Here is a 25,777-nt window from a genome sequence, read left to right as displayed (position 1 = left end):
TGTTCAGGTTGAGCTTCAATAATTTAAGCTACCCTAGTCGACCCTTAATTCAATTTCGCTGGGCGGTGCGCAATCAAAGCACAACGGATAGCCATCTGTGGGAAAGGAGCCTTCTGTATCAGATACAAAAAGATAGAGATCGTCTTTGAGGTCTAGCGCTCCCATTTGCAGTTTGAATTCCACCGTGTTGCTTTGCCATTTGACGGGTAACTGCAGTTCATACTGAGTCACGTCAGAAAGTTTCTTACTGTTGGCGAGAATGACCCTCTGAAAGCTGTTGTCAATGTAAATGTCATCGAACTCGTTAACCTGTAATTGACCGATTTTCCCGTTTAATCCGAGCAGAGCAACAGTAGGGCTCCATTTGCCTTGGGCATCCAGTGTTTGGCTAAAGTTAAAACGGGTCACCTGCTCACTGTTCACAAATATCTGTATCAGGCCAGCCTCGGTATCCATTAGCAGTTCCATATGGTTCCATTCGTCATCATTTAGCGTGCGGCTTTCCCAATTTACGACCTCTCCGATGGTTTGATGCATTTGTGTCCATGAAAACCGAATGCCTTCTTTGCCGTTAGGGTCTTCCCAGACTCGTATGTATTTTTGTGAGCCAGGAGTCAAATATCCGAAATCTCCGCCGCCTTTAAAGACTTCAGGGAAAACAGTGGTGGCATTGGATTGAAGGCCTTTTACCAACTGGCCTTTTAAATTGTTGGAGCTTACGTCCTCTTTGAACGCGAGGTTAATCATTCCTTGGTCATCAATGCCGATAAACTCAGCGGAAATTCCATTGATTGAAAGTTGCTCATCGGGAATAAAGTCACCTGTCTGGTTAAAAGGATCTATTCGCCAATATCGGCTGGGAGAGTACTTAGGTTTGTACCACCAGCTAACGTACAGTTGTGGTTCGTCGACAGGTGTGTCGAATCCCGATTTTCCGCCGTAAGCGACCGGCTTACCCACAAAGCCGTTAAAACCTTTGAAGTAGTAATGTTCAGAGGAATTGGCGTGTCGGGTAGGCCGATCAGAGGTAACTTGCACGCGGGAAGAGCCGAAAGCAGTATTTGATGGCCCTGCCCAGATAGAATCGGGGTTTTCATTGGTGCCCAGGATTAGGTCGCCATTGCTAAGCTGACTGTGCCTGGGATTGAGAACGCCATTTTCGTAGGCGGCGTCAACAGTGTCGTATAGGATTGGTGCAGCCTGCGGTTTTGAGCCAAATCCCGAGCCGGTAATCGTAATGGTTGAACCCTGGGTTAGTTCGGTGATGGCTGGGGATTGTATGCCCGTGATGGCGGGTGTGGCCCATACCAGCGAGCTGCCCACTGCAAAAGTCGCGGCGGCACAAAACGACAGGAGAGTGTTCTTTTCAGTCGGGGTCATCTTCAGTCTCACTGTATTGGCGATTTCGGAAAGTGTATGGTGCCTCAGCGTTGAGTTTTGAGACAAGCGGCATGGAATAACCTCGACACGACGAGACGTTACGCATTTAGATACTGTTTAACACAAATTTACGTAGGCCTGTAGCAAAACCACGGGCCTTGCGGCTTTGGCCCCCAGGTTCTTCCTAAATCATACTCCGAAAAACACGCAGCCCGTGACGCAGGAGTAAATAACTGTTCGCTGTGGGAGAAAAAAAGCGACGGTAGTTCCGCCGATTTTGCAGATAGTAGCTGTCTAACCGGGGTAGCTCGGCGGCTCTGAGCTTCCGCCCTAACGGCAGTAACGCCGTCGTCACACAGGTCTGGTATTTCGGGCCGACAATCCCGGCAACCCGTGCATCGTATAGTCCGTAGGGGTAGGCAAAATGCCTGGGCCGGCGGCCAAATTGCTTTTCGATACTCAGGTCGGCGGTTTCACACTCGTCTTCAATTTGCTGATGGTCAAGCTGGCATAAATTGGGATGCGATACGGTATGGTTTTCGATCTGCATGCCGGCCTCGACACAGGCTTCGATCTCTTCCCAGTTCATCATTTCAAAGGCTGGCGCGCCGGCGGGCTGAGTAGGCCAGTTATTCTTGCCACCAACATGGCCCGTTGTCAGGTAAAGATGCGATGGTATGTTCGTATCTTTTAATACGGGCAGGGCGTTGCTATAGACGGAACGCATGCCATCATCAAAGGTAATGGCAAGGGCGTTATCGATAGTCGGGCTGAGTAATTGATCCAGGGTACAGATCTTAACGTCACTATCCAGGATTTCCGTGATCATCCTGGCGAACCTGGCAGGGGGGAAGCTAAGTACTGAGCCCCGGTCATCAATGCTGTGAAAGGTAAGGATGGCTTTCATGCAAGTTTATTTCAGTATTCCCAGTTTGGTTCCGGTCAGTGCCCAAACAAATGCAGACGCACTATAGAGATAATAAACCTGGTGAAATAACAGGCCTTTCAGTGCAAACCAGAGCCCCTTGCGCTGATAGAATAATTGCAAGATATCCCAGTTGGCATAAACGACCACGGTCACAACCAATACAGGGTAGAGCCAGGATAGCAGGCCCCCAAGCGCAAAGAGGGTAGTCAGAACCAGAAAACCGGCCAAAACCGCTTTTATCCGCTCGTTAACACCTACATTTAAATCGTTATCCAGGCCGCCCCGGCTTAGCATTAATCTGGCCCACGGAATTGCCCGGCAGAACACTTCGGTATGAATAAGGTTGATGAGGCGCCATTCCTTAAGGTGCGTGCATTGAAGGTTGGTCAATAGCAGAAGCGTTCCTTCTGATTCGAGCAGCCGATACCCCAGCTCGATATCTTCAATCGAAGGTCTCTTGAACATTTCAACGTCAAAGCCCCCCTGTCTGAGAAAGGCCTCTTTTCGAATCGCGCCACACCCTGACCAGAACGTAGACGCTTCTTTTCTGGCGCGCTGGTGATAGTAGTGGTGAACCAGATTCTTGTACTGGGAAAGAAAATTCTGTGCCGGCGGCTTGTCGTCATAAGAGCCGAAGACACCCACCACACCAGGTTCGTCAAAACCCGCAAGCATCACCCTGGCGGCGTCGTCATGAACAACGACATCGGCGTCGATAAACCACAGGATATCACCTTTTGCCTCCCTGGCGGCCACATTGCGGGCAGCGCCCGGCCCAAGACGACCTCCGGAGGGCATTACCTGTGCCCCCAGGCTGCGGGCCACATGAGGTGTATCATCACTGGAGGTATCATCCACGACAATCACCTCAAGCACTTCGCCGCGTTCCTTCATTGCCACCAGCGGCGGCAAACTCTGCCGGATAAACCCGATACCATTATAGACCGGCATAATGACACTGATTGACAGCGGTTTTTTGTCTTCTGATGATTGTTTCTGACCATCCATGCTTCAGACTCCTATAATAAAAATTCCCATCCGTCCATTTTTATCTTTTGTAAGAAACCTAACGGAGACTGATCACGATTGACTCGCCTGTCTCTTAACGTAGCCGACGGTTTCACCCATTGACCAGGCCAGTACAAACACCAGCAGCCAGAACATGTCGCGATTCAAACCCAGGTTAAACTGTTTATCACGTCGAGCGGCGGCTATTATTTTCCGGGTAAACACCAGCGGAATTAAAGGAGACAGGGCAATCATTGTTAGCCGTTTTGGGGTACTCATGGTTTTCGCCCTCGCCATGCCAAACTCGACGCCGTGGCTATAACGCTGCTGTATAAACTGTTTCGCGCTGTAACAATTCCTGTGGACAACAACCAGGTTGTTATCAAATGCCATCGACTTGCCTTCGGCCAGAAATCGTTGATGAAACGATGGCTCCCAAAAACCGGCTTTCAACAAGTCTTCATGGGCCAGTATATCGGCTTTGCGGTAAAGTGCATTGTCGGCGGCCAGGTCGTCCGCACGGCCGCTTGGTCTCGATCTGGTGTAGCGTACATATCGTAACAGGTAAATCATCCGCCCGATCACGGTATCGTTTTCGATATTTTCAATTGCGCCACCAACGGCGACCTGACCCCCTTCCAGTGGGCAGGCTAGTAACTGTTTGATCCAGTCTTGCGAGGGGATGCAATGGGCGGTGGTCAGTGCGACCTTGTCTGCCCGGGCCGCACGAATGCCATCGCGCCATAGTAGTGGTATCCTGCTATCGGACTGGGCGTGAATAATGCGGACATTCTGGCTGTCCGGCACGGCGTCAAGCAAGGAGTCGTCACTGCCACTACAGATCAGAAATTCAACGCAGGCGTGTTTCTCTGGCTGTAAGTGCCTGAAAATCTCCCGAAGGTTGGCCAAGGCCATTTCTTCAGCGACGATGACCGTCAAATCGTATCTTCTTTTCGACAACTTACGGTCCGTATCCTCAACCACGCAGAGCCGCCCCTTCCAGGTGCCGCAAGGCGAGCTCCGCTGCCCGCTCCCAGGTGAATGTCCCGGCTCTTGAAACGGCAACGTTTGACAGTCTATGTCTCAGGTCGTGTTCAGTTGACATGTCCTTTATCGCCCGACTGATGGATGTGATGTCGTAGGGGTCAAAAAATAGCCCCGCATCACCGACCACTTCAGGCAGCGCGCCCTTGTTGCTGGACAGGATCGGTGTCCCGCAGGCCATCGCTTCGACGGCAGGCAAACCAAATCCTTCCGAAAAAGAGGGCATTGCCACGGCCATGGCATCGTTATATAAAATAACCAGGTCCTCGTCAGAGATAAAGCCGGTAAAATGAACCCGGCCTTTTAAGCGCCTGTCATTCGCCAGTTGTTGCAATTCGCCATAGTTGGAATGAAAACCGGCACCGTTGTAGTCACCCACCAGCACAACGTGCACATTCTCAAGTTGCTGGCTTTCTCTGGCCAACGCAAAGCCCTCCAGGAAGCCTTGCAAATTTTTATGTGGTGCCAGCCCGCCGACATACACAATCAACTCGCCGTTCAGGGGAAGGCCAATTCGGCGACGCAGGTCCTGGCACGCGGTCGGATTGTCTATTTGACGAAACAGTTTATTGGGCGCTTCGCTGATGACATCAATCGACTCACTTCTCACTCCCAGGTACTGTTCGATCTCGGCTTTTGCTGCATGGGAAACGGTCATCACCCGCTGGCATTGCCACAAGGCCAGCTTCACCTTTAGTGTCCAGAAAAGCCGGCCTTTCCAGTCAGGAAAAATCATTTCCGGGAAGTGCTCGGCAATGGCATCGTGCAGTGTCACCACCGTGGGTAGCTTCAGCGGGACAGGGAACCATGAGTAAACCGCCGGGAAAAACATCAAATCAAGCGGAGCATTCGATACCGCCTTATACAGCTGCACCATATCTCCAATCGAACGGCTGGAGTTGGCAACAGCGGCATCTGTCGCCGGTCTTTCGGGAAATACCTGCACGATTTCGATATTGGGTAAGTTCATTGATTCGGTCGGCGCCTGGTCAATAAAAAGATAGAATCTGTGCTCGGAATCAAGCGCAAACATAGCCGACAACAGTTCTCGCGCCATTCGCCCGAAGCCGCGTTGATTCCACCAGCAGGTTGCATCTATCCCGATTCGCATCAACGCCAATGCTCCATGTTTTTGGGTGCGCCAGACACCGAACCCACTGCTTCGCCAGCTGACCAGAAGGTTTCCAGCAGGCAGATCCACAGGCGGACTTTCAGTGGGTGCCTGATCCCATTCATTCCAGACATACAGCGAATTGCCCGGAAAGACAACACTGCGGGCAATAACAGTGACTTGAACAACTGCACTGCACACGCAAACAGGTTTTTCTGTTCTGCCTGCCCACCGGCATAGATCCAGCCATGATGGAAGCGGGTGGCAAGGCGCCCGCTCCACGGGTCTTCAGCATTATAGGTATTGGCCAGCATGGGCTCCATGACCAGTGAGCCGCCTTTTGACAACAGCCGTTGGTTTATCACCCCTTCGACCAGGCCCTCACTGTGTTCGTTCAATATCGAGGCCAGTGCCTCTCGACGATAACAGATGAAATTCCCTGGCAATCTTTCCACTTTCCTGGATTGCTGATGAGAGTGATTAAATAATACGCTTGGATGGTATCGTCCGTATTCTGTGCATGCCAGGGCTTGATAACGGCTTGGCAGATGGTTCCCAATCAACACCGGGCCGGATGCTGCGAGGGTGTTGTCATCCCCGAATGCGCTCACCAGGCCATTGAGCAAGTTGTCACCGGGAAGTGTCGTGTCTTCAATAAGGGCCACCACATCACCGCTGGCGAGAGCGACGCCGCTTTTTCGCCGCAGCGGCACGGGTTCGTTTTGTATTTCAAAGCGCACGTGATCAAACCGGGCTTGCAATTGAGGGCAGGCATCTTTCAATACGACGATGATTTCAACATCAAATTTCTGCAATGCCGAAAGACAGGTCGCCAACGCTTCGCCGCCCACAAGTTCAATAACGACGATAGAGAAACGTAAGTGAGTGGTCGTGAATGAGCTCATATTATTTGACGGCCAGCTTCAGATAATGATTTAAGGCGAGAGTTTGTGCTCGACCAACTCGGATATTGTAGCGACGGCAATACAATCATCGCGAGTGATCGGCCCGTGTGTTGACGTTTTTATCGATTGATAACACTGCGCGATGAGTGACCTCAAGCCAGGGTAGGCGGGTTCCCGGTTGAGAGAACGTCTTAACAGATTGCCGGTTGCCGCAAAAAGTGTCTTCAAGGAAAGGGAAAATGGCGAAATGATTTTACGGAACCGGGAAACGGCAGGCGATTCAAAAACCGCGAAACCATGAAACAGGTTGACATGCAGGGCTCCCTGCTCATGATAAACCGTCATTTTACACTGTGTGGGCCGGGCATTCAGACTTAGCTTGATTGATACGGGAAACCCCTGGTGGTGACAATACGCAAAGAGTTCCCCGGCCCTCGGGTTATCGACACACCAGGATTCCTTCTCCAGCGGAGCCTCAGGCCAGACCTCCGACAAAACAGACAAGGGATGAGGCAGAATCTCGATCAGTATCCGGTTCAATTCATGCGCCTGGCGTCCCACGCCTCCGGCTGAAGCAAAATCAAATGTCACCGCCAAAGGGCCACTGCTTCGGCGAGCCAGTTCATTTTTTACTGACACGATACCGTGCTGAAAAGCAAACTGATGAACCGGACATAACAAAAGGTTCTGGCCTGCTGCCAAATCCAGCAGCTCAGTAACTTCATTGCGTGTAGGCGCCACGGGCTTTTCCATGATCAGGTGTTTCCTGGCCGTCAGCGCTTGTTTTGCAAGTAACACATGGGTATTCAGTGGTGTGCAGAGATGCACTGTATCGAACCGGGAATGTTCAAGTGCTTGTTCAAAGTCAGCGAAGGCTCGGCCGCCATACCGGGCGGCAAGCACCTTCGCTGCATCCAGGTCAGGATCAACAATGGCCGTTATCGTTGCGCCGTTTTTTCTGGCCGCATGCGCATGCCAATTGCCCATGAGCCCAGCGCCCACAATCGCGACCGTCAGTTGCTCTCTTTCATGCATACTTAGTTGCTCACTATAGCGCCACCCAGCCTGATGCCAGCTCCTCACAGGGAAAACCCCAAACCCTTTCAATGTAGCGGCCAAAAAACATGTCGTACAGTTTTGTGGCAGACTGTGGTGGTTTAATGCCGTTAACTCTCATGAGTAGCAATCATGACTTCAAACCGAAAAAAAATCGCCCTGGTGGGGTTAGGGGCGGCTGCAAAAACTATTCACTTGCCCGCGTACAGCAAACTTGCCAACCTGGAGCTTGTTGGTGGCCATGATCCGGCAATAACGCCTGCGGCAGGCAAGGGTGCATTTCCGTTTCCGTTGTACGAAGATGTCAGCACCCTGCTGGAGCAAACAAAGCCGGATATCCTCGCCATTGCCAGCCCCACCCGGTTCCATTATGAGCTGGCAGGGCAGGGGCTGAAGTACGGCTGCCATATCTTTTGCGAAAAACCTTTTACCACGACATTGGATGAAGCGCATCAGTTGATCGCTCTGGCTGAAAAACAGCAACGCTGGATCGTAGTCAACAATGAGTTTCGTTTTATGAATATCTATGAGGCCGCGAAAGGAAAGATTGGCAGCCCCGATTTTGGCGACCTGCTCTTTGTAAACGCGCAACAAAGCTTCTACGTTAACGAGAAAACGGAGGCAGGCTGGCGCGGAAACGATCCCCAGCGCACCTGCAAGGAATTCGGCATCCATGTGCTGGATCTGTGCCGCTACTTTTTTGGCGAGGAGCCACTGCAAATCTGTGCCAGAATGCCAAAACCCTCTGACCCGAACGGGCCGGATTATCTGAACCTGATCCAACTCGACTTTTCCGGTGGCCGCAGTGCGCAGATCACACTGGACCGACTTACCCGGGGCAGGCACCGTTATCTTGACTTGAGACTTGACGGCAGCAAGGCCACCATCGAAACAGAGTTTGGCGGCAACGTGCAGTTTACCGCCGGCATTCGCGGCGGTGATCGCAAGCCCTACGTAGGTTTTGATATTTCCTTGGGCGGCAGAGCCCTTGAGTATCACGCCGAGAAAGCCACGAAGATTGCCAGTGACCCGCTCGATATTTTTGCCAATGCCACCAGCAAGCTCCTGAAAAACTTTATTGATGCGATAGACAATGGCAGGGTCCCCGCCTGTAGCGCACAGGACAACATCAAGACACTGGCACTGATGCTGGCGGCCTACACCTCCAACGATCAGGGCAAGCCTGTCCCGTTTGCCGAGCATTGGAGCTGAGCGTGCGCTTAAATACTGGAGGTGAAAATTTTTTTGTCTGCCCGCAATGCCGAACAAAGCTGTCAGCGCAAACGGATCACTATCAATGCTCACGCTGTAACAGGGAGTACCCGGTTATTTTCGGCATCGCGGATTTTCGCATCAGGTCTGATCCTTACCTCAGCCTGCAGCAGGAGCGGGCAAAAGCGAAACGCCTGGTGACGGAAGCTGAGCAGAATTTTTCTGCCATGCTGGATTATTACTATGAGATCACCGACGATGTTCCTCCAGCCCTGGCAACCCGCTATAAAGCCTATCACCTCAATGGCCCCAGGCAGGCGCAACAAAGTCTGGCTCGCTTGGGCGTGTCCTCTGGCGATGTTTTCCTGGATGCAGGGTGTGGTACCGGAGGCGCTCTTATTGCGGCTGCGGAGCATTGCTCCCACATCTACGGGGTGGATATCGCGTTACGCTGGCTTGTCATCTGCCAGCAGCGATTGAAGGAGCAGGGGATAACCGCGACTTTGGTGTGTGCGGACATTGAGGCGCCCCCGTTTCCCGACGGGTATTTTTCAAAAATCACCGCAACCGATCTGTTGGAAAATGTGTACTCGGTGGACAACACCCTGGTGGCACTGGGACGGCTTCTCAAGACAGGCGGCAAGTTATGGCTTGCCGGCAGCAATAAATTCTGCCTTGGCCCCCATCCGAGCACCAGGCTCTGGGCCGTCGGTTACTTTCCCGGAAAACTGCGTAGCCGACTGGTAAAGCGTCTGCGAGGCGTCGACTCACTGCGCTTTATCAATTTGATTTCACCAGGGCGCATCATCCGCTATGCTAGACAAAGTGGATTGCACGCCCAAATGCTATCTCCAAGGATGGTGGCTCTGGATGAGGAAGGGCATTATCCGGCAATCGACAGACTTCTGATTAAGACCTATATGTTAGTTGCACGCCTGCCCGTATTGCGCCAATTGCTGATCTGGGTCGGGCCAGCATTTGAGATGATACTGGGCAAGTCACCATATTCAATGGAATCAAAGGGAGTTGATCAGGCATGATGCGCTTTGGACTTATAGGGCTTGGCGGTATTGGCGAGGTGCGTAAACAGGCCCTTGAGGTGTCCACTGAATGTGAACTGACAGCCGCCTTCGACCTTGATTCAGCGGCCCTGGCCAAGCTGCCTGGTCATGTCAGTGTGTTCAAAGACGCAGAACAGCTCCTGAAGTCAGATGCTTGCGATGCGATCATCATTTCTACACCCACCCACTTTCACAAAGATCTTGCGCTGACCGCACTGGAAAACGGTAAACACGTAATCGTGGAAAAACCGATGGCCAGCTCGCTTGCGGACTGTGAGCAGATGGTTGAAACAGCCAAGCGCTGCGGAAAACTGTTGACTGTCGGTTTTAACCATCGCTATTTCGCGGCCATCAAGGAAGTGAAAGCTGCCATCCAGAGCGGGGCTTTGGGCACGTTACGTTATGTCAAAGGTTACGCCGGGCATACCGGCCTGTCCGAATTCAAATCGGAATGGATGTACGACAAGGATAAGATGGGTGGTGGCACGCTCATGGATAACGGCATCCATACCCTGGACCTGATCTGTTATCTGATGGACGACAGGGTAAGCGATGTCTCGGGCATGATCAGCACCAAAACCTGGCAACTTGACCGCACCGAGGACAATGCCTTTGTCCACCTTCGTACTCAGTCCGGCATCATGGGAAGTCTCCACAGTAGCTGGACCGAATGGAAAGGCTATCACTTCTGTGTTGAAGCCTACGGCGATCTCGGCATGGCTCGCGCTTATTACGCCCCGATGAGCTCGACCATCATTACGATGGACAAACCAGGGGGGCAGGCCCATAAGAAGAGAAACTTCTATATACCCGCCATTTTCCGGGAAAAATTCAAGGGCTGGCAATCGACCGTTGTGCAGACCTTTGTTGAGGAGTTTCACGATTTTGTCAGCCTGGCGAACGGTGGGCCGGCGGGTGCTATCGCGACAGCGCAAGACGGACTTCGCAGTATTGCAATACCAAATGCTGTCTATGAGAGCGACAGGGACCGTAGTGTTGTAACAGTGTTGTAACTCTGGACCGCCCGGGCTAAAAGCGGGCCAGGCCCGACACTGTAGCAATAAAGGTGCTAACGGGATTTAAACAAGTGGGCAGGTAACATGAAAAACAGGATCATAGTAACCGGTGGAGCAGGATTTCTCGGTAGTCATCTTTGTGAGCGCCTTCTGGCCGAAGGCAATGAGGTTTTGTGCGTTGATAACTTCTTCACCGGGCAAAAGCGCAATATTCTTCATTTGCTGGATAACCCCTATTTTGAGGTTATCCGTCATGACATCTGTTTTCCCCTCTACCTGGAGGCCGATCAAATCTATAACCTGGCCTGCCCCGCCAGTCCGGTTCATTACCAAAGGGACCCAACCCAGACCACCAAGGTTAATGTCAATGGCAGTACCAATATGCTTGGCCTGGCCAAACGCATTGGCGCCCGAATATTGCAAGCGTCCACAAGCGAAGTCTATGGCGACCCCACGGTTCATCCGCAAACGGAAGACTATTGGGGCAATGTTAACCCTATAGGTCCACGTTCATGCTATGACGAAGGCAAGCGCTGCGCTGAAACGCTATTCATGGATTACCGGAAAGAGCATCAGCTGAGCATTAAGATCGTTCGTATCTTCAATACTTACGGCCCCCGTATGCATCCTCACGACGGGCGCGTTGTTTCAAATTTTATTATGCAGGCTCTGAAGAATGAAGCTATCACCATCTACGGTGACGGCAGTCAGACGCGATCATTCTGTTACTGCGATGATTTGATTGATGGCTTTGTCAGGATGATGCGTACACCGGATGACATTATTGGCCCGACCAATCTGGGCAATCCGAATGAGTTTACGATCAAACAGTTGGCAGAACATGTCATTGATCTTACCGGCTCAAGATCACGCATCAACTATCTGCCGCTACCCCAGGACGACCCCAAGCAGCGCTGTCCGGATATAACGAAGGCCAGAACCGAACTGGATTGGCAACCAACGATTGAATTAAAAGAAGGGCTGACAAAAACAATAGTCTATTTCGAAGAGCTTTTGGCCGAGAACCCTGACCTCTAATGTGACGGGGAGGTATGCCCGCTAACCTTTTGGAATTATCACGTAAAGGGTATCTGGCGCGCCTGTGTGAACAGCCGCGGGACGGCGTCAATCCGAATCCGAAAAACAGTGTCCCGCGCCGCTATTCTATTTCCTGTAGTGCGTCCCGTGGCCCAAACAGGTAGCCCCAGGCTTCCCCAGCACCCCAGACAAGATAAAACAACATTAAATAAGGTGCGGCCTCAGCCAGGTGAGAGCGGACACTGACCTTATGGCGCGCGTTCTGGAAAAATCGGAGCGTTAACAGCGGCGGCAGGGCGACCGATGCCATTGCGTATATCAGACGCTTCGCTTTCTGCCCGGTGGCGAAGCGTATCCCCGCGTAGTATCTTGAATAGACAAACCGCTGCCTCAAGAACAGGCCAAGACTGAATTTCTTGCAGTGAAAAATACGCACGTTGTCGTCGGCGACAAGCACGTGCCCCTGCCTGTGCAACAAGGGGTGCAGGGTGGTTTCCCAGAATCCCGATGTCAGTATCTGCTCGTCCACCTCCTCGAAAATCTCGCGCCGGTAGGCGACATTCATGCCAGCAAGATTTGGGGTGGGGCCGCTCTCAATCGGGGGAGACATGGGCGCGTATTCGCACAGGAAGGTGGCCCAGTCGAGAGCTGTATCCGTTACGCCATTAACCACACTGCCGCCAATGGCGGAAGCCTCGGGGTGTTCGGCAAATGCCCGGGCAAACTGCTTTAGCCAGTCCCGGGGCGGCACGCAGTGATCTTCGGTCACCAGCACGAAATCTCCCGCTGCCTGCTTCGTTGCCAACGTGCGCATGGTGGGAAGGTCCGTTGTTGGTGGACATTCGATGATCTTGACGTCCGGATACTCGCTGCGAATCCGCTGTGAAACATGATCGCTGATTCGATCAGCAAGCAACACTTCCCGTGATGGATCTTCATCCTGATTGTCAAGAGACTCAAGAGTTTCCAGTATTCGTTCGTCATCTTCAGTGCTGACCCGACCGATGACGACGGAATAGGTAACGGCCCTGTCATTTTCGTTTTGCATATGCAATGTAAAATTCCTCCTTGTTAACTCTAATCGAGAAACACCCCATCGTCCGGGGCCCCAGCCATATAACCGGCACACTCTCCCACGGACCAGGCGCACTCGGAAACCAGAATGGGAACGGAAAAGCGCAGTACATTACCCGTCAGCACGGGCGCCCGCCTTGACGCTCGCAGTATACGACTATATCGAAGTAAGGGGAGTATGAGTATTCCAACCGCGTAGAGGAGGCGGCGATAACCCAGTATTTCGGCATGGCTTGCGCCATACAGGCGTCCATGGCAGTAGCGCCTGCGCAGGTAATAACCCCATGAAAACTGCTTTCGATAGGTTACGGACATGTCGTTGCATGCAAAGGGTGTGATGCCCAGTTTATCCCGCACCTGACGCACGAAAAAGGTTTTCTGGAAACCCGAGCCTACGAGGGGGACGTCTTGGAGCAACTTACGCTGAAACGCAATATTATTACCCGGATATTCCGGTAATGTTGGATCGAGGGGCTCCCGGAATTGGGCGTATTCTATCAGATAACCGATGTTGCGGAAATCCTTGCCAGGCCAGCCACTGTTGACCGGACCATAAAACACCGGTGTCTCGTCCCGCATCCTCTGACGCACTGCACGAAGCCACCCTTCCGTGGGAGGGCAGGAAGCGTCCAACAGAGCGATATAGCGGCTTCGGGTCTGCCGGATAATAGTCGCATACTGTTCAAAAAAAGGCGTGTGGCTGGAAAATCTGAATAGCGACAGATTGTCGTCCGGGCTATCCATAGCCGGCTCGTCCACCTGTGCAACACATACCCTGATATCGGGCTGATTCAGCAATCCGGCGCTCGCCAGGCTTTCACGAAGGCCGGCATGATCGCCCTGTGTACTGGCGGCGATGGCAATCATGAGCCGTGGTTCGGGTGCAGCGGGCTGGTCTCTCATCAGTTATGGCTCTGAAGTGTCCTGGAAGGTTGCTCGCCTGCTGTCGGGCGGCTTCTCCGCAGTTCGTCAATCACGGCCAGATAATCATCCAGATACCGCTGACGGGTGTAGAGTTTCCTGCTTGCGCTCTGTGCCAGCTCTGACAATTGCTGACGCAAACCGGGCTCGCGGACGATCCGGTGTAGCAAGGCAGGAAGCTCATTGTCCTGTCGATAAACAAACCCGGCTCCGGTTGTTTCGATGATTTCCGCGCAGCCACCGGCATCCCTGACAATTGCCGGAGTGCCACAGGCCATGGCCTCAACCGCCGTCAAGCCGAATGTCTCGGGCGCAAGCGATGGAAACAGCAGTGCCGTGGCATTGCTGTAAAGCTGGATCAGGGCCGTTTCATCAAGCCTGCCGGCAAAATGGATATTTGGGTACTGGGCGAAACGCTCCTTTAATCGCGACAGGGCATCACCTTCACCGGCCAGTATCAGCTGGTAATCCTCCAGTGCCGTGAATGTTTCAAGCAAGGATTCCACGCCCTTGGATGCGGTGATGCGACCGCTGTAGACAAAGCGGGGAGGTCCCTGATCACTCCATGTGCTAATTATTTCCTGTGATGGTTCCAGGCGTGAGTAAAGGGGGATAATGCGAATCGGAACGCCGGGATAGAGTTGCTGGTGCTGGTCTGCAGTGAATTGACTGGGCGCAATCAGACAATCAATTTTTTCGAGATGACGCTTGGTCAGGCCGGTGTATCGCCAGATCTGGGGCGGTATGCCAGAACGTAAACAACATTGCAGGCACTGACGGGAGTCACAGCGCCGGGCGCCGTTTTTCCAGAAGATATGGGTAGCGCACACCAGCCAGTGTTCATGCAGGGTGTAGAGCTTTACCAGGGCGTTACCCAGAGAGAGTATGGCAGGCCCGCCAATCAGCGAAATGTTGTGATAATTGATAACATCAAAATCGTCCTCGAGCAGCTCCGCAAGGGCGCGGGTTTTCAGGGCGGGGTGCCCGAGTTGCTGGGTCAGCAACGGAGATAGTGGGCCCATGGAGCTTTTCAGCCGGCATACGTCGACCCCCTGATCGTCGTATCGCTGGGGGAGCCCCGGATCGCCTGGGTTCGCACCGAGCCGGTAAGCGTCCTCGCAATGGATAACGCGGACGTAGTGCCCAAGCCTGGCCAGTGAGAGAGCCAGTTCCCGGACGAATATGCCGTCCCCGCCAAAGTTGTACGGCGGGTAGAAGGTGGTCACCATGCAGAGCCGCACAATTACCCCCGTATCTGGTGAACGTTGGATGGTTGGGGCCGGTTGATTCCGCTTCCCACCGGGCAGGTGTGCATTGCAAATGGATCAGTCACTCCAGCTCCGGGCAGAATCGTTTACCGTAACGGTAAACAACGAAGTAGTCGTTTTTGAAAACCGATCTGAAACAGTTGCTTGGGCGCTCCGAATCGGTAAGTGGGAGCATCCACGCAGCGAGGTTCATATCAACGTAGTAATCGGCTCTCACCGCGTCGAAGAAGTGGTTCATGAGCTCGGGAGTGCTGTACCTCCTCGATGGCCAGGTTGCGCTGTTGCGGCCAGTCATCAATGCCATAATCCTGGGTTTGATAAAGACGATGGTATCTTCCGGCGCGGTTTCTTCCCTGATAAACCGGAACATGGCTTGTGCATCGGAATGAGTAACGCCGCGTTCCAGCTGCGGATATTCCATGGTGGTCATGACCGGTACACTGATAATCGCCAGAAGCAGCGCATACCCGCCAGCCAGGAGGTATTTCAGCCTCGGCAGGAGAGGAAAAATCATCTCCTGGCAAAAGAGAAATCCGTAATACAGGAAAAAAGGGAATATGGGGATCAGGTAACGCATGGTCGGAGGCGCGCCGAAAAGCAGCAGCACCGCGATATACCCGGCAAGGAAGATTTCCACGACGGTTATCCTGCGGAGCAGCGCCAGAATATAGCCACCCATAGCGAGCAGGCTGAACAGATTGAACAGCAGCCCATTCAATGTGTTGATGAAGGCGCTGGAGGAGGGGGGCCAGAACCCCTGTAAGGCCCACCGATAACCGATAATCCGGTCCAGGATATTTCGTGGATCAAGATCCACAAAGCTCAGGTGATTCAGTTTGGCGGGTGAGGATTGCTGGTCTGTCAGGTGTTTCAGGTTCTCCTCGAAATACTCTGGGATAAACGAGGCTGAAAACCAGAGGCTCTGCAACCAGGCAAACAGAGCGAAAATCCCCAGGGCGACGATGCTCAGCAACGAGATCCGTCGCCGGCATACAATATCGTAGGTCAGCAGTGTCAGTGGCAGGACAATGCCGATCTCACGGGCGCCGTAGGCCAGGTACATGGAGAGACCAATCAGGAGGCCTGCTGTTATTTGTCTGCCGGGAGTCTGAAGCTTGCCCTGGTCGCCGGCGAGGAAAAGCAGCATCAGGAACAGCGAGAGATAACAGAACACCATGAAGGTGAAATCAGCGCGGATAAGGTTGGTGAAATCCCATATGTAGGGATTGAGGCCGACAACAAGCACAAGGAAAAAAACAAAGCGTCGCCCAAGGCGGATCTCAAATATCTTGGCCGCCAGCCATAACGACAAGCCGAAGGAGAGAATGCCAACCCATTTCAGCGCCTCCAGATCGAGACCGAAAAAGGCATATACCGGAGCAAGTAGAAATGGGAAAACAGGGGGGTAACCATAGGGTCCGACGAATTTTGAAACCGGATTCAACAGGTAACCGGTATCAAGATAATGCCTGCCCTCCACCAGGTTTTGGGCGTGAAGAATATAGAGGCTGAAATCGCCGCTCCAGTTCTGCCCTTTCACCAACGTGACAAGGTAAAAAACCGCAAGGGCCAGAATGGCCAGCGGAACAGCTGCGGGATGGTCTATCCATTGCGCGATGGCAGGCTGCCATGGGCGATTCGCGAGAAATGGATTTGAGTAATGCCGTCGCAGTCGTGGTGTCATTCTGGTGTCGTCCTTGATTGACTGGCAGTCAGGGTGTCTTTCAATTTTTGATGTTGCCCCATACACGGTAATAGGCACCGAAAAACGGCAGGAACAGTTTCGTCAGTGGTATCCCAACCAACCAATTGTAGATAAGCGCCAGTCTTTTCCTGGAGCTGGTGAAGCCCGAAAGCTCATGCTCCGGAATAGCCGGAAACACGACTCTGGCGTCGAAACCCCTTGCCCCGGAAAACAGCCTTTTCGTTTCCCAGACACTCAGCAGACGGGTAAATGTATAGGGCTGGTTCCTGACAAGTTTCACGTAACGGGCCTGTAGCGGCCGGGGCAAATAGCCAACCCCCCAGACATTCACATGCGGCTCAGGTGAGAGACTGAAACGATTCGGGGTCGACAGCGCGAAAAATCCGCCCGGCTTCAGCACGCGCCTGAGATCGCTCACATACGCATCCTGATCACCAACATGTTCGATGACATCCAGCGAAACAATGGCAGCGACCGAATTGTCGGCCAGCGGCAATCGTTCTGCAAAACCGGCGGCCAGTTTGGGGCTGCCGCCGTAGTGCTCAGCCAGATGCCGGGCGATCACCAGCCATTCCATGGAAACATCAATCCCTGTTATCTCATGCCCCAGGCTGGCTGCCGCGGCCATCATTTGACCGGGGCCACATCCGATTTCCAGGATAACGCCATCGGCTTCAAGGGCGGGCCGTAACCAGTCCGAGCATTGGGATTGACATTTTCCAACACCGGCGAGTACCTGGCGAGTACGGTAACCGGCTTTTCGTTCATCCATGCCGCGGCTGGAGCGAAAAATATGGTGGATGGTGGCCTCGAGCCCGTCACGTTCGACCCGGTCAGCCGCCTCCCGGGCTCTCTTGCGGTCCTCGTCCAGATCAATCCAGCAATCCAGCGCCACGCGCAGATCGGGAATGCCGTCAATGACAGGGTAGTGCGCCTGGCAGGACTCGCAACGCAGATTCGTGTCAATTACGCCCAGCGAGCCGTGGCAAGTGGGGCAACGCCAGATCATCGTGGCTGTATCAGACATGCCGGATATTCCCTATCTCGTCGAATCGTGGTTAAAGAAGTATAGTCGAAAACGACAGGTCCATAAATCGCTACAGGAACCCTCGCCCGGAAAAGGAACAGCAATCCTCATGCCCTGAACCGGCCGATCATGTCGGCAATCATCCGCTTTTGTTCATCCGGCAGCAATTTCCATAGCAGGGGAGTCAGTAACGCGATATAGAGCACTCTTGCCAGAAACCCCGTAACCGAGAACTCTTCAAGTTGCGAGAATATCTGGCCTGTTATAACGATACCGCCAAGGCAGATGATTGTCCTGATCCACAGGCCTGAGGGAATGCTTGTCCGGAATTTGGCGGCCAGTCTGAACGGGATGACCAAACCGTTTAAAAACACGCTTAAGGACAACGCGAAGGCGGCTCCGGGAAGCCCGAATAGTTCAACCAGGTAAGGTGCAAGCACAATGGCGACAATATAGGAAATCAATGAGCTGACAGAGATGAACCTTACGTCATCGAGTCCAATCAGAAGCTGTGTGTAGACGTTGACAATTAAATACAGGCTCTGCCAGAAAACATACAGGTAGAGATGGGCGGATGCCGGCCTGAACTCGGATGAATAGAGTAAGGTCAGGGCCAGATTGGGGAATAGCAAAAAGGGAATGGAAAGCGTGAAAACGATGATGATCATCAGGCTCTGGAATTCGTGAGCTTTCTCGAATTTATCTTCGTTCGGAATGTTCCGGTTCAGAATGGGGGTCAGGTAGAGGTAGTTCAGCGGGCCCGATATCGCGCCCAGGGCAAGTGCAATGGCGAACAGGGCCTGCAGCAATCCGGCCTGTGCCTCGCCCATGGTCGAAAAAACCTCATAACGTGCTATCAGCATCGTGATCGAGTAGGCCGACAGAGCCATATGGCCGTACAGGGAAAAGGAAATGATTTCAGGACTTCGTCGCAACTCCTTGAGGATGCCCGCGGAAGCATCAGTCACACGTAACGACAGCTTCTTCCTGATATAGAAAATAGATCCGATTGTGGTCAGAACGCCGGTAATGGCCACAGTTATATAAATGCCATCCATACCGAAAAGCCAGGCGGCACTGCTCGCGGCAAATGCTAGACAGAACGTGACCACAAGATTCAGGGTTGCACTTGCCGATGTCATCTGGGCCGCGGCCAGTGTATGAACGAAAAAGATTCCCAGCATCATCGCAGGAACATTCAGCAGTGCGAGAAGAATGAACAGCTTGTAGGGGACAAGCTCAACACCAAGAAGGGCCGGGTGCCACCAGGTGATACCGATAACCAGAATGGTGACCATTATGGAGAGCAGGAATAGCCCCCGAAGAAAACTGGAAAACACAGTCTGGAAACGCCGGTTTCCCTCGCTATGCGCCCTTGACATGAATTTCAGTGAGAACAGTGGAATGCCGAAACCGCCCACCTGGATCACGGTCAGCACGACCTGGTCGATTGTCGCAATAATCCCGAAACCTGCCGGGCCGAGGACGATGGACAGGATCTTGGCCCGTATCATTCCGGTCAGAATAATAAAAACCTGGATGACGCCTACGGAGAAGAGAACCCTGGACATTCGGACCTGGCCTGTATCAAGGATTAATGTATGGACGGACGCCGAAGCTGCCAGCCATCAGTGAGTATTGCAACCTTCTTGTAGCTCCGCGCAACATCCATCGGTATGATCACAGGCGAGGCGGAAACATGTCGCCAGCATCAACATTGCGTGCAGATGGTAGGATAGACTCGCATGAACTACAACTGATATGCGGGAGGCGATCTCCGGAGCGGTGTTTATCCTGATAATAATAAAGAAATGATCAGTTAAACGTTGGAAACAGAGAAGCTATTTAATCCGGGAAGATAAAATAATGGACTCAACAGAGAGCAAAGTTCGCTGTGCAATCATCGGCGGCGGTCCGGCTGGGTTGACAGCCGCTTTGGAATTGTCACGGGCCGGGGTCGAGCCGATTGTTTTCGAAATGGACCAGCAGGTCGGCGGGATATCACGCACGGTGGATTACAAGGGCTATCGCTTCGACATTGGTGGTCACCGGTTTTTCACCAAGGTGGAGAGGGTTCATAACTGGTGGATGGATATTCTTTCGGACGAATTCCTGGTACGGCCGCGCCTGTCGCGTATTTATTACCAAGGCAAGTTCTTCGATTATCCGCTGAAGCCCAAAAACGCGTTGCTCAATGTCGGACTAACGGAGTCCGTTCTGGTCGGGCTCAGTTACCTTAAAGCGCAGGCATTTCCCTCCCGGGAAGAAAAAAACCTCGAGCAGTGGGTGACCAACCGCTTCGGTAAGCGGCTGTTTACAATGTTCTTCAAGACTTACACTGAAAAAGTGTGGGGTATGAAGTGTACTGAAATAGGGGCGGACTGGGCGGCCCAGCGCATCAAGAATCTGGACCTGGGCAAAGCTGCGCTTTCGATGCTCGCTCCGAAACTTCTGACCGGCAAAAATCAGATTACGACCCTGATCGAGGAGTTCTACTATCCCAGGCTCGGTCCTGGCCAGATGTGGGAGCGTGTGACCGAAATTCTGGACGAAAGGGGGCATCCCGTCCGCCTGGAGCACCAGGTGAAAAAAATACACCGCGATGGCGAGAAGGTTATTGGCGTTACGGTGGCCGATGGCAATGGCCATGAGGAACGCTTCGATGCCGAGCATGTTATCTCAACCATGCCTATCAGGGACCTGCTCAACGTTATGGATCCGCCTCCACCGGATGAGGCGCTGGAAGCAGCCAACCGGCTCAGGTATCGCGATTTCTTGACGGTGGGATTGATAGTCGATTCTCCGGAACTCTTCCCGGATAACTGGATTTACATCCACTCGCCGGACGTGCAGGTCGGTCGGATCCAGAATTTCGGCAACTGGAGCCCGCACATGATTCCGGACAAGTCAACCAGTTGTATTGGCCTGGAGTACTTCGTCCAGGAAGGCGATGAGTTATGGACCGCTGATGACGACGCGCTCATCGAGCTGGGCAAGAAGGAAACCGCTCAGTTGGGTCTGATTGATGCTGACAAGGTCATAGATGGTGTTGTAATACGAATGCCCAAGGCCTATCCGGTTTATGACCACGGTTACAAGGAAAACATCGATAGCATTCGTGAGTACATTGACAAGATACCAAACCTGCACCTGATTGGCCGCAACGGCCAGCATCGCTACAACAATCAGGATCACTCAATGGTCACCGCCATGTATGCGGCGGAAAACATCCTCGGCGCGCATCACGATGTGTGGGACGTCAATGTGGAAGAGGAGTATCACGAGGAAGCCCATGTTGAGAAAGGGCAGGGTGCGAGTGGCGAGCGCCTTGTACCGCAACGGGTGCGGGAAGCGTCTCCGATAGAAATTCTCAACGACGCCTTCGCAAAATACGACCCGGTCGCTCTGGGCGGAGCGCTTGGTACGATGCTCGGCTTCGTGGTGTTTTTGGCGACTGCAGGCCTGCTTTTGAAAGGGGGCGAAGATGTCGGGGTGACCCTGGCATTGCTGGGCAATTATTTTCCCGGCTATGACGTCACCTGGGCCGGTTCGTTAATGGGCGCTCTTTGGGGCGCGATATTCGGCTATCTTATCGGGTTCATCATTGCTGTGGCCATCAATGTCACAGTATCGATACACCTTGGCAAACTGCTCCGGCGCCTGGGTGTGCTGGATGGATCAATCGGCTAATGTTCAGACAGGGATAGAGGGTACCGTTTCATGAATAAAGAGCATTTTTCAGAGGATGAGTGGAAAGTCATTGGTCAGGCTGTCGCCCGTCTGCGGGCGTCGGTGATGGCAGTGACCTTCGGAATCGTCGGTGGCCTGATGTTGTTTGTGGCAACCGTCTGGCTAATCATCCTGGGACCGACAGGAGGGTCGGAGCATGTTGGGCCGACACTGGGCCTGCTGGCAAACTTCTTCCCGGGTTATAGCGTTACCTGGTCCGGTGCGGTCGTGGGGGCCTTCTACGGTGCGTTGAGCGGAGCCATCGCCGGCTTTGTGCTGGCGGTCATCTACAACCGTATCGTCATCTATCGGCGGCGCTGAGAACCTGCAGCGCCGATCACTCCGGCTCACTGGCGCGAGGTCTTCAGTTTCCGGTGCTGAATAAAGCCTGACGTTTGCATGGCAATGACGACCAGCGTGGTTGCCAGCAACAGCACGGTATATATCCCGATGCGTTTTTCAAGCAACTGATAGACCAGACCGTGAATTGGTATGGCCAACACCAGAAAATACGTCAACCGCTGCCATTTTTTCCATGAAGACGCACCCATGATGCGGATGGAGCGGTTATTGGACAGGCAAAGAAGTGCGATCATTATCAGCGCACTGATCAACCCGATATAATTGGTCAGCCCGAACGGATCGGTTCTGAAGGGAAGGACGTGCGATTCATCCGGCGGGTAGATAAAATACTGGATAAGCCTGCCCTTGAAATGGACCTGCAATCCGGTGATGGTGTGTGCAAGGGCCAGTATACCGGACCAGATACCCAGATCCCGCCTCAGAAGGCTTGACAGCGGATTGCGCCTGGAGCGTATCAGGTTCACCGGCCCGATAGACAGGGTAACAGCGAAGTAGAGAAGGCTTGTGTAAGCGGTGCCAATCGAGAGCGCCTGCATAAGTGGTTTGTCGGATAGGAGCCGGCAAAAGGCATAAACCAGAGTGAATGCCACTGTGAATAGCAACAAATGCCTTGCCCATCTCCTGAAATTCATTAACCCGCCTGTTATCAATATCAAAGTTTCCTGAGTGGAACCCAGGTCATCACTTCACCCGGCGGATCCGGGTTTTTGGATCCCAGGTTATTTTTTGAAGGCGAGATTCCAAACCCCTTCAAAACGCTTTCTCAGCATGGGTTCCGGGACGTGAGGTGCAAAAGGCGCGTACTTTTTCACAGATTCGTAAATCTGCTCTTTCTCTTTACCCTTGATCTCTTTTAGCAGGCGTACCGCATCCTGGATGTCCTTGTCATGGCGCGAGGCGTGAACTTTGTGGGCCAATAGTTCTTCCCAGCTTGCTGCTTTTAAGATCAAGTAGGGGTGCTGGAAAATAATGACATTGGATGTAGTTTCCAGGCCGAAAAAGCTCACGCTGTCATTGAACCACAGCGATTTTTCATCAGCAGCCAAACCCATTTCTTCACCGACCTGCTTGATGAGTTTGATCAGTAACTGTTTGTTGGCTGGGTTCGCGGGAAAGATGGCATCAACGTCCTGAGTCATGGCGCGAGAATGGAAATACATCAAGCTGATAATACCCCCGCAACAGGTCAATTCCAGCCTCTTATTTTCCTTCTGGAGCAAATCCCCCAAGCGCTTTAGCGCTTGGGTCAAGGCCTGGATACTGATTTGTTTGCCGGTGTTGGAATACTGATACATGAAACGTTCTTATACAAAAAACATGAAGTCGCGCGGCGCGAAAATATTGCGCTTGCAGAAAATGGGCGACACCAGGTCTCCCTCGTAAAATTCCCGATATTCTTCCGGGATGACAGAAAACTCTTTTTGTACCGCCGGTACCCGTTGACACCAGTCAGGCGCTACCGCAGGGTGAGACTTTGGCGGTTCAGACCAGACTTCGGCCATACGCTCAAGGAAGCAGGCCTTCAGGGCATATTTCAGCGCATCTTTTTCGTGGGGATCCGGCACTTGAGCCAAATCCCACTCCTTACGCCAGAAGAGCTGCACATCATCCATAAATGCCACGGTATCTCTCTGTATGACTGATTCACACATGCGATCCAGAACCCCTTCGGGTGTCATGACGTCCGGTTTCGGGAGGGAATCGACCTCTAGGGAAACATTCAATCCCAACTTGAGCGCCATGTTGACCAGGGCATCCACCCGGAACTCTCTGGCCTTGCCGTTGAGCAAAGCACTGATTCGAGGCTGGGAAATGCCAAGGCGCTCAGCGGCTTCGGTCTGAGTCAAATGATTTTGAACCAGGGTGTCGCGCACAGCGCGAGCCAAGGTTGCCCGAATTTTCAGGTTCTCCACTTGAATGGCTTCATCGTTTACGGCTTGCATCGCGCCACCTCCTGCAAGTGCTCAATGCCAACGCAAAGGATAATACCACAAGAAATATAAAATATATATTTACTTTAATAGTTGAAGGGCAAAGAAAACCCTCCTTTTATTAACTCATCCGCACAGTTCTCTAAAGACAGCAGGTTTGCAGAAAAATTGAAGTAAATATACTCGGTTAACGTTTCAATGTTAATGTACGCTTCTGATCAGTGGGTATATTTACCTTTCGAGTGATGACCGGGTTGCCGCGATATTCCCGAGTGCATTTTTGAGGGGATGATCCAGAGATAGAGCGACCAAATACCCCTGCCAGGCCTGGTTGATAAAGCTCACAAGGCGGAAAAGTGAAAATGACAGTCATGTCTGCCCCGCGAAAATCGACTTGGATAGGATTTTCAGGATTCCTTCGACTGGTAACAATCGCATCCGTCCTGATTTCCGGTGCCTGCTTCGCCGCTTCTTTGGAAACCGGCTCCGGGAAAATGGATGTGCCTGTCACCGTGCGAATAGACAACGCCATCGAATACCAGGAAATAGCCGGATTTGGCGCGACAACCCTCGCCGGGATCATGCTGACGGAAAACGGGCTGCGCGACATGCTGGGCGCAACGTTAAGGCACCAAGCCATCAAGGCGGTCTACCACGACGTGGGGCTAACGCTTGGCAGCCTGGAGTTGTGGCTGGAGCCGGCCAACGACAACAACGACCCCATGCTGATCAACAAGGATGGCTTTCAGTGGGGAACATCGAACGCGATGCACGATCTGCTTGTACGTCCTGCAAGAGCCTATGGCTTCAGTAATTATTCGCTTGGCCTCAAGATAGACATGCGGAGGGAATTGCGCTGGATGGAGGAACTGCGCGAAAGGGATTACAGCCGCTATCTTCAGGAAGTCGCGGAATATGTGGCGGCCGGTGTTTCGCACTGGCAGGAAATAACCGGGGCCGCCCCCCGGCTGATTACCCTGTTTAATGAACCTCTGAGCGGTAACCGGGAACTGCGTGGTGGCTCTAAGCAGGAAGTAGTCGATATTATCAAGTCCGCTGGTGAGCGGTTGCGCGCAGAGGGGTTTGCGCGCACGAGATTCATTGTTCCCGCTGAAGAGACCGTTGCCAAATCCATCGATACAATCGAGTCCATCCTTGCCGATGAGGACGCGCGCTCCTATATCGGTGCGTTGGCCTATCACGCTTATCCCTATGATTCTGCTTACTCCAGTGTCCGGCGTATTTTGCAGACATCAGGGAGGGGACTGCCGGATCACGATGAGATACGGATTCGCCAGCGGCTTTATGAACTTGCCGCCGGTTATGACATCCCGGTGTGGATGACAGAGACCTCCGAGGGGCCGGGCCGGGCCGATTATCTTTTTGGATCAGCGGAAAACCTGCGGGCACGCGCCAACCATATTCATGATGAACTGGTTTATGCCAATGCATCTGCTTATTTTGCGATGTATGACATGTGGGACAGGCAAAGCCACGATGCGCATTTCAAAGACAGAGGCATCGATTTTTTCAGTGAATCCAGTCATATCGTACTCATCGACCAGAAAACATCTGAAATCCATATAAGTGGAATCGGGTTTGCCATTGGCCACTTTGCCCGCTGGATTACCCCGGGTTCATTGCGTATTGATGCCGTATCAGACAATAAGCTTGTCAAAGTGGTCGCATTTCGCAGCAACAGGAACAACGAGCTGGTTCTTGTCATCATCAATAATGGAGATTTCGAGGCCGACATCGATGTTTCCCTGGAAAATATGGGTTTGCGGGGGGCGGTAAACGGGGAGTATTCAGACACGTCAAACCGCTGGAAAAAACTTGCCCCCCTGACACCTTTAAATAACACCCGTTTCAGATTAACCGTCAGCCCGGTGAGCGTGACCTCCTTGTCCACCGGAATAATTGAATTGAATGATTTACCCAGTTTGCCAGGCGTATCGCCGGCACGTTTTTAAACTGTTTCGTGTTGTTCGTAACAACCG

At 52.7% G+C, this 25,777-nt stretch carries 23 protein-coding genes; 7 read left to right on the top strand and 16 right to left on the bottom strand.

The features are described from left to right. Positions 1–33 precede the first annotated feature (33 nt). The 7 genes from NLK58_RS03660 to NLK58_RS03630 form a co-directional block, all read right to left on the bottom strand. Complete coding sequence (locus NLK58_RS03660) at positions 34–1,380, bottom strand: hypothetical protein (RefSeq protein WP_341582082.1); 1,347 nt, start codon at positions 1,378–1,380, stop codon at positions 34–36. A 184-nt stretch (positions 1,381–1,564) separates the two neighbouring features. Further along, positions 1,565–2,209: a polysaccharide deacetylase family protein gene (locus tag NLK58_RS03655; protein WP_341582081.1), complete on the bottom strand. Its 645-nt coding sequence runs from the start codon at positions 2,207–2,209 to the stop codon at positions 1,565–1,567. 84 nt (positions 2,210–2,293) lie between these two features. Then, entirely contained in the window at positions 2,294–3,316 is a 1,023-nt protein-coding gene (locus tag NLK58_RS03650) for a glycosyltransferase family 2 protein (RefSeq protein WP_341582080.1), read from the bottom strand. Positions 3,317–3,388: 72 nt separating this feature from the next. Continuing rightward, positions 3,389–4,300: a hypothetical protein gene (locus NLK58_RS03645; protein WP_341582079.1), complete on the bottom strand. Its 912-nt coding sequence runs from the start codon at positions 4,298–4,300 to the stop codon at positions 3,389–3,391. Beyond that, positions 4,293–5,417 carry a glycosyltransferase family 1 protein gene (locus tag NLK58_RS03640; protein WP_341582078.1) on the bottom strand — a complete coding sequence of 375 codons (1,125 nt, stop codon included), beginning with the start codon at positions 5,415–5,417 and terminating at the stop codon, positions 4,293–4,295. Before NLK58_RS03640 ends, NLK58_RS03645 begins: the two co-directional genes overlap by 8 nt. Positions 5,418–5,470: 53 nt before the next feature. Continuing rightward, positions 5,471–6,376, bottom strand: a complete 906-nt coding sequence (locus tag NLK58_RS03635) for a hypothetical protein (RefSeq protein ID WP_341582077.1) — start codon at positions 6,374–6,376, stop codon at positions 5,471–5,473. Positions 6,377–6,406: 30 nt separating this feature from the next. Continuing rightward, positions 6,407–7,411 carry a Gfo/Idh/MocA family oxidoreductase gene (locus NLK58_RS03630; protein ID WP_341582076.1) on the bottom strand — a complete coding sequence of 335 codons (1,005 nt, stop codon included), beginning with the start codon at positions 7,409–7,411 and terminating at the stop codon, positions 6,407–6,409. Positions 7,412–7,564: 153 nt separating this feature from the next. Between NLK58_RS03630 and NLK58_RS03625 the strand changes: the two genes are divergently transcribed. From NLK58_RS03625 to NLK58_RS03610, 4 genes are all read left to right on the top strand, one after another. Next, a complete protein-coding gene (locus tag NLK58_RS03625) occupies positions 7,565–8,644 on the top strand; it encodes a Gfo/Idh/MocA family oxidoreductase (protein WP_341582075.1) in 1,080 nt (359 codons plus the stop codon). Between the two features lie 2 nt (positions 8,645–8,646). Further along, a complete protein-coding gene (locus NLK58_RS03620) occupies positions 8,647–9,684 on the top strand; it encodes a methyltransferase domain-containing protein (RefSeq protein ID WP_162893675.1) in 1,038 nt (345 codons plus the stop codon). Positions 9,685–9,722: 38 nt separating this feature from the next. Then, positions 9,723–10,718, top strand: coding sequence for a Gfo/Idh/MocA family oxidoreductase (locus tag NLK58_RS03615; RefSeq protein ID WP_341582074.1), 996 nt, complete (start codon positions 9,723–9,725; stop codon positions 10,716–10,718). 87 nt (positions 10,719–10,805) lie between these two features. After that, entirely contained in the window at positions 10,806–11,759 is a 954-nt protein-coding gene (locus NLK58_RS03610; RefSeq protein ID WP_341582073.1) for a UDP-glucuronic acid decarboxylase family protein, read from the top strand. Between the two features lie 121 nt (positions 11,760–11,880). On the opposite strand, the gene NLK58_RS03605 is transcribed toward NLK58_RS03610, so the two are convergent. From NLK58_RS03605 to NLK58_RS03580, 6 genes are all read right to left on the bottom strand, one after another. Beyond that, positions 11,881–12,807, bottom strand: a complete 927-nt coding sequence (locus NLK58_RS03605) for a glycosyltransferase (protein ID WP_341582072.1) — start codon at positions 12,805–12,807, stop codon at positions 11,881–11,883. 29 nt (positions 12,808–12,836) lie between these two features. Further along, positions 12,837–13,736, bottom strand: a complete 900-nt coding sequence (locus NLK58_RS03600; RefSeq protein ID WP_303286369.1) for a hypothetical protein — start codon at positions 13,734–13,736, stop codon at positions 12,837–12,839. Next, positions 13,736–14,995 carry a glycosyltransferase family 4 protein gene (locus NLK58_RS03595; RefSeq protein ID WP_341582071.1) on the bottom strand — a complete coding sequence of 420 codons (1,260 nt, stop codon included), beginning with the start codon at positions 14,993–14,995 and terminating at the stop codon, positions 13,736–13,738. Before NLK58_RS03595 ends, NLK58_RS03600 begins: the two co-directional genes overlap by 1 nt. A gap of 88 nt (positions 14,996–15,083) precedes the next feature. Continuing rightward, a complete protein-coding gene (locus tag NLK58_RS03590) occupies positions 15,084–16,706 on the bottom strand; it encodes a hypothetical protein (protein ID WP_341582070.1) in 1,623 nt (540 codons plus the stop codon). Between the two features lie 40 nt (positions 16,707–16,746). After that, positions 16,747–17,754, bottom strand: coding sequence for a methyltransferase domain-containing protein (locus tag NLK58_RS03585; RefSeq protein WP_341582069.1), 1,008 nt, complete (start codon positions 17,752–17,754; stop codon positions 16,747–16,749). A gap of 107 nt (positions 17,755–17,861) precedes the next feature. Continuing rightward, positions 17,862–19,325, bottom strand: a complete 1,464-nt coding sequence (locus NLK58_RS03580; RefSeq protein ID WP_341582068.1) for an oligosaccharide flippase family protein — start codon at positions 19,323–19,325, stop codon at positions 17,862–17,864. 295 nt (positions 19,326–19,620) lie between these two features. Here NLK58_RS03580 and NLK58_RS03575 point away from each other — a divergent pair, with 295 nt between their 5' ends. Then, positions 19,621–21,444 (top strand): NAD(P)/FAD-dependent oxidoreductase, encoded by a 1,824-nt coding sequence (locus NLK58_RS03575; RefSeq protein ID WP_341582067.1) that lies wholly within the window; start codon positions 19,621–19,623, stop codon positions 21,442–21,444. Between the two features lie 30 nt (positions 21,445–21,474). Continuing rightward, the gene (locus NLK58_RS03570; RefSeq protein WP_117617300.1) at positions 21,475–21,804 is read left to right on the top strand and encodes a hypothetical protein; all 330 of its coding nucleotides are present in this window, start codon (positions 21,475–21,477) and stop codon (positions 21,802–21,804) included. A gap of 26 nt (positions 21,805–21,830) precedes the next feature. On the opposite strand, the gene NLK58_RS03565 is transcribed toward NLK58_RS03570, so the two are convergent. The 3 genes from NLK58_RS03565 to NLK58_RS03555 all read right to left on the bottom strand — a co-directional run bounded on the left by NLK58_RS03565 (position 21,831) and on the right by NLK58_RS03555 (position 23,789). Next, on the bottom strand, positions 21,831–22,478 hold the full coding sequence (locus tag NLK58_RS03565) for a hypothetical protein (protein WP_341582066.1): 648 nt from the start codon (positions 22,476–22,478) through the stop codon (positions 21,831–21,833). 87 nt (positions 22,479–22,565) lie between these two features. Next, on the bottom strand, positions 22,566–23,141 hold the full coding sequence (locus NLK58_RS03560; RefSeq protein ID WP_339750394.1) for a hypothetical protein: 576 nt from the start codon (positions 23,139–23,141) through the stop codon (positions 22,566–22,568). Between the two features lie 9 nt (positions 23,142–23,150). After that, the gene (locus tag NLK58_RS03555; RefSeq protein ID WP_341582065.1) at positions 23,151–23,789 is read right to left on the bottom strand and encodes a helix-turn-helix transcriptional regulator; all 639 of its coding nucleotides are present in this window, start codon (positions 23,787–23,789) and stop codon (positions 23,151–23,153) included. 350 nt (positions 23,790–24,139) lie between these two features. On the opposite strand from NLK58_RS03555, the gene NLK58_RS03550 reads away from it, so the two are divergent. Beyond that, positions 24,140–25,750 (top strand): glycoside hydrolase family 30 beta sandwich domain-containing protein, encoded by a 1,611-nt coding sequence (locus tag NLK58_RS03550; RefSeq protein WP_341582064.1) that lies wholly within the window; start codon positions 24,140–24,142, stop codon positions 25,748–25,750. Positions 25,751–25,777 lie beyond the last annotated feature (27 nt).

The organism is Marinobacter metalliresistant (genome assembly GCF_038098645.1).
In the GTDB taxonomy this organism is placed as follows: domain Bacteria; phylum Pseudomonadota; class Gammaproteobacteria; order Pseudomonadales; family Oleiphilaceae; genus Marinobacter; species Marinobacter metalliresistant.
Note: the sequence above shows the minus strand (reverse complement) of the source record. Positions and strands in the feature narration are given on the sequence as shown.

Coding starts and splice junctions, on each gene's coding strand:
- NLK58_RS03660 (WP_341582082.1), bottom strand. CDS start 1,380: ATGACCCCGACTGAAAAGAACACTCTCCTGTCGTTTTGTGCCGCCGCG.
- NLK58_RS03655 (WP_341582081.1), bottom strand. CDS start 2,209: ATGATCACGGAAATCCTGGATAGTGACGTTAAGATCTGTACCCTGGAT.
- NLK58_RS03650 (WP_341582080.1), bottom strand. CDS start 3,316: ATGGATGGTCAGAAACAATCATCAGAAGACAAAAAACCGCTGTCAATC.
- NLK58_RS03640 (WP_341582078.1), bottom strand. CDS start 5,417: ATGGCGCGAGAACTGTTGTCGGCTATGTTTGCGCTTGATTCCGAGCAC.
- NLK58_RS03635 (WP_341582077.1), bottom strand. CDS start 6,376: ATGAGCTCATTCACGACCACTCACTTACGTTTCTCTATCGTCGTTATT.
- NLK58_RS03630 (WP_341582076.1), bottom strand. CDS start 7,411: ATGCATGAAAGAGAGCAACTGACGGTCGCGATTGTGGGCGCTGGGCTC.
- NLK58_RS03625 (WP_341582075.1), top strand. CDS start 7,565: ATGACTTCAAACCGAAAAAAAATCGCCCTGGTGGGGTTAGGGGCGGCT.
- NLK58_RS03610 (WP_341582073.1), top strand. CDS start 10,806: ATGAAAAACAGGATCATAGTAACCGGTGGAGCAGGATTTCTCGGTAGT.
- NLK58_RS03605 (WP_341582072.1), bottom strand. CDS start 12,807: ATGCAAAACGAAAATGACAGGGCCGTTACCTATTCCGTCGTCATCGGT.
- NLK58_RS03600 (WP_303286369.1), bottom strand. CDS start 13,736: ATGAGAGACCAGCCCGCTGCACCCGAACCACGGCTCATGATTGCCATC.
- NLK58_RS03590 (WP_341582070.1), bottom strand. CDS start 16,706: ATGACACCACGACTGCGACGGCATTACTCAAATCCATTTCTCGCGAAT.
- NLK58_RS03585 (WP_341582069.1), bottom strand. CDS start 17,754: ATGTCTGATACAGCCACGATGATCTGGCGTTGCCCCACTTGCCACGGC.
- NLK58_RS03580 (WP_341582068.1), bottom strand. CDS start 19,325: ATGTCCAGGGTTCTCTTCTCCGTAGGCGTCATCCAGGTTTTTATTATT.
- NLK58_RS03575 (WP_341582067.1), top strand. CDS start 19,621: ATGGACTCAACAGAGAGCAAAGTTCGCTGTGCAATCATCGGCGGCGGT.
- NLK58_RS03570 (WP_117617300.1), top strand. CDS start 21,475: ATGAATAAAGAGCATTTTTCAGAGGATGAGTGGAAAGTCATTGGTCAG.
- NLK58_RS03565 (WP_341582066.1), bottom strand. CDS start 22,478: ATGAATTTCAGGAGATGGGCAAGGCATTTGTTGCTATTCACAGTGGCA.
- NLK58_RS03560 (WP_339750394.1), bottom strand. CDS start 23,141: ATGTATCAGTATTCCAACACCGGCAAACAAATCAGTATCCAGGCCTTG.
- NLK58_RS03555 (WP_341582065.1), bottom strand. CDS start 23,789: ATGCAAGCCGTAAACGATGAAGCCATTCAAGTGGAGAACCTGAAAATT.
- NLK58_RS03550 (WP_341582064.1), top strand. CDS start 24,140: ATGACAGTCATGTCTGCCCCGCGAAAATCGACTTGGATAGGATTTTCA.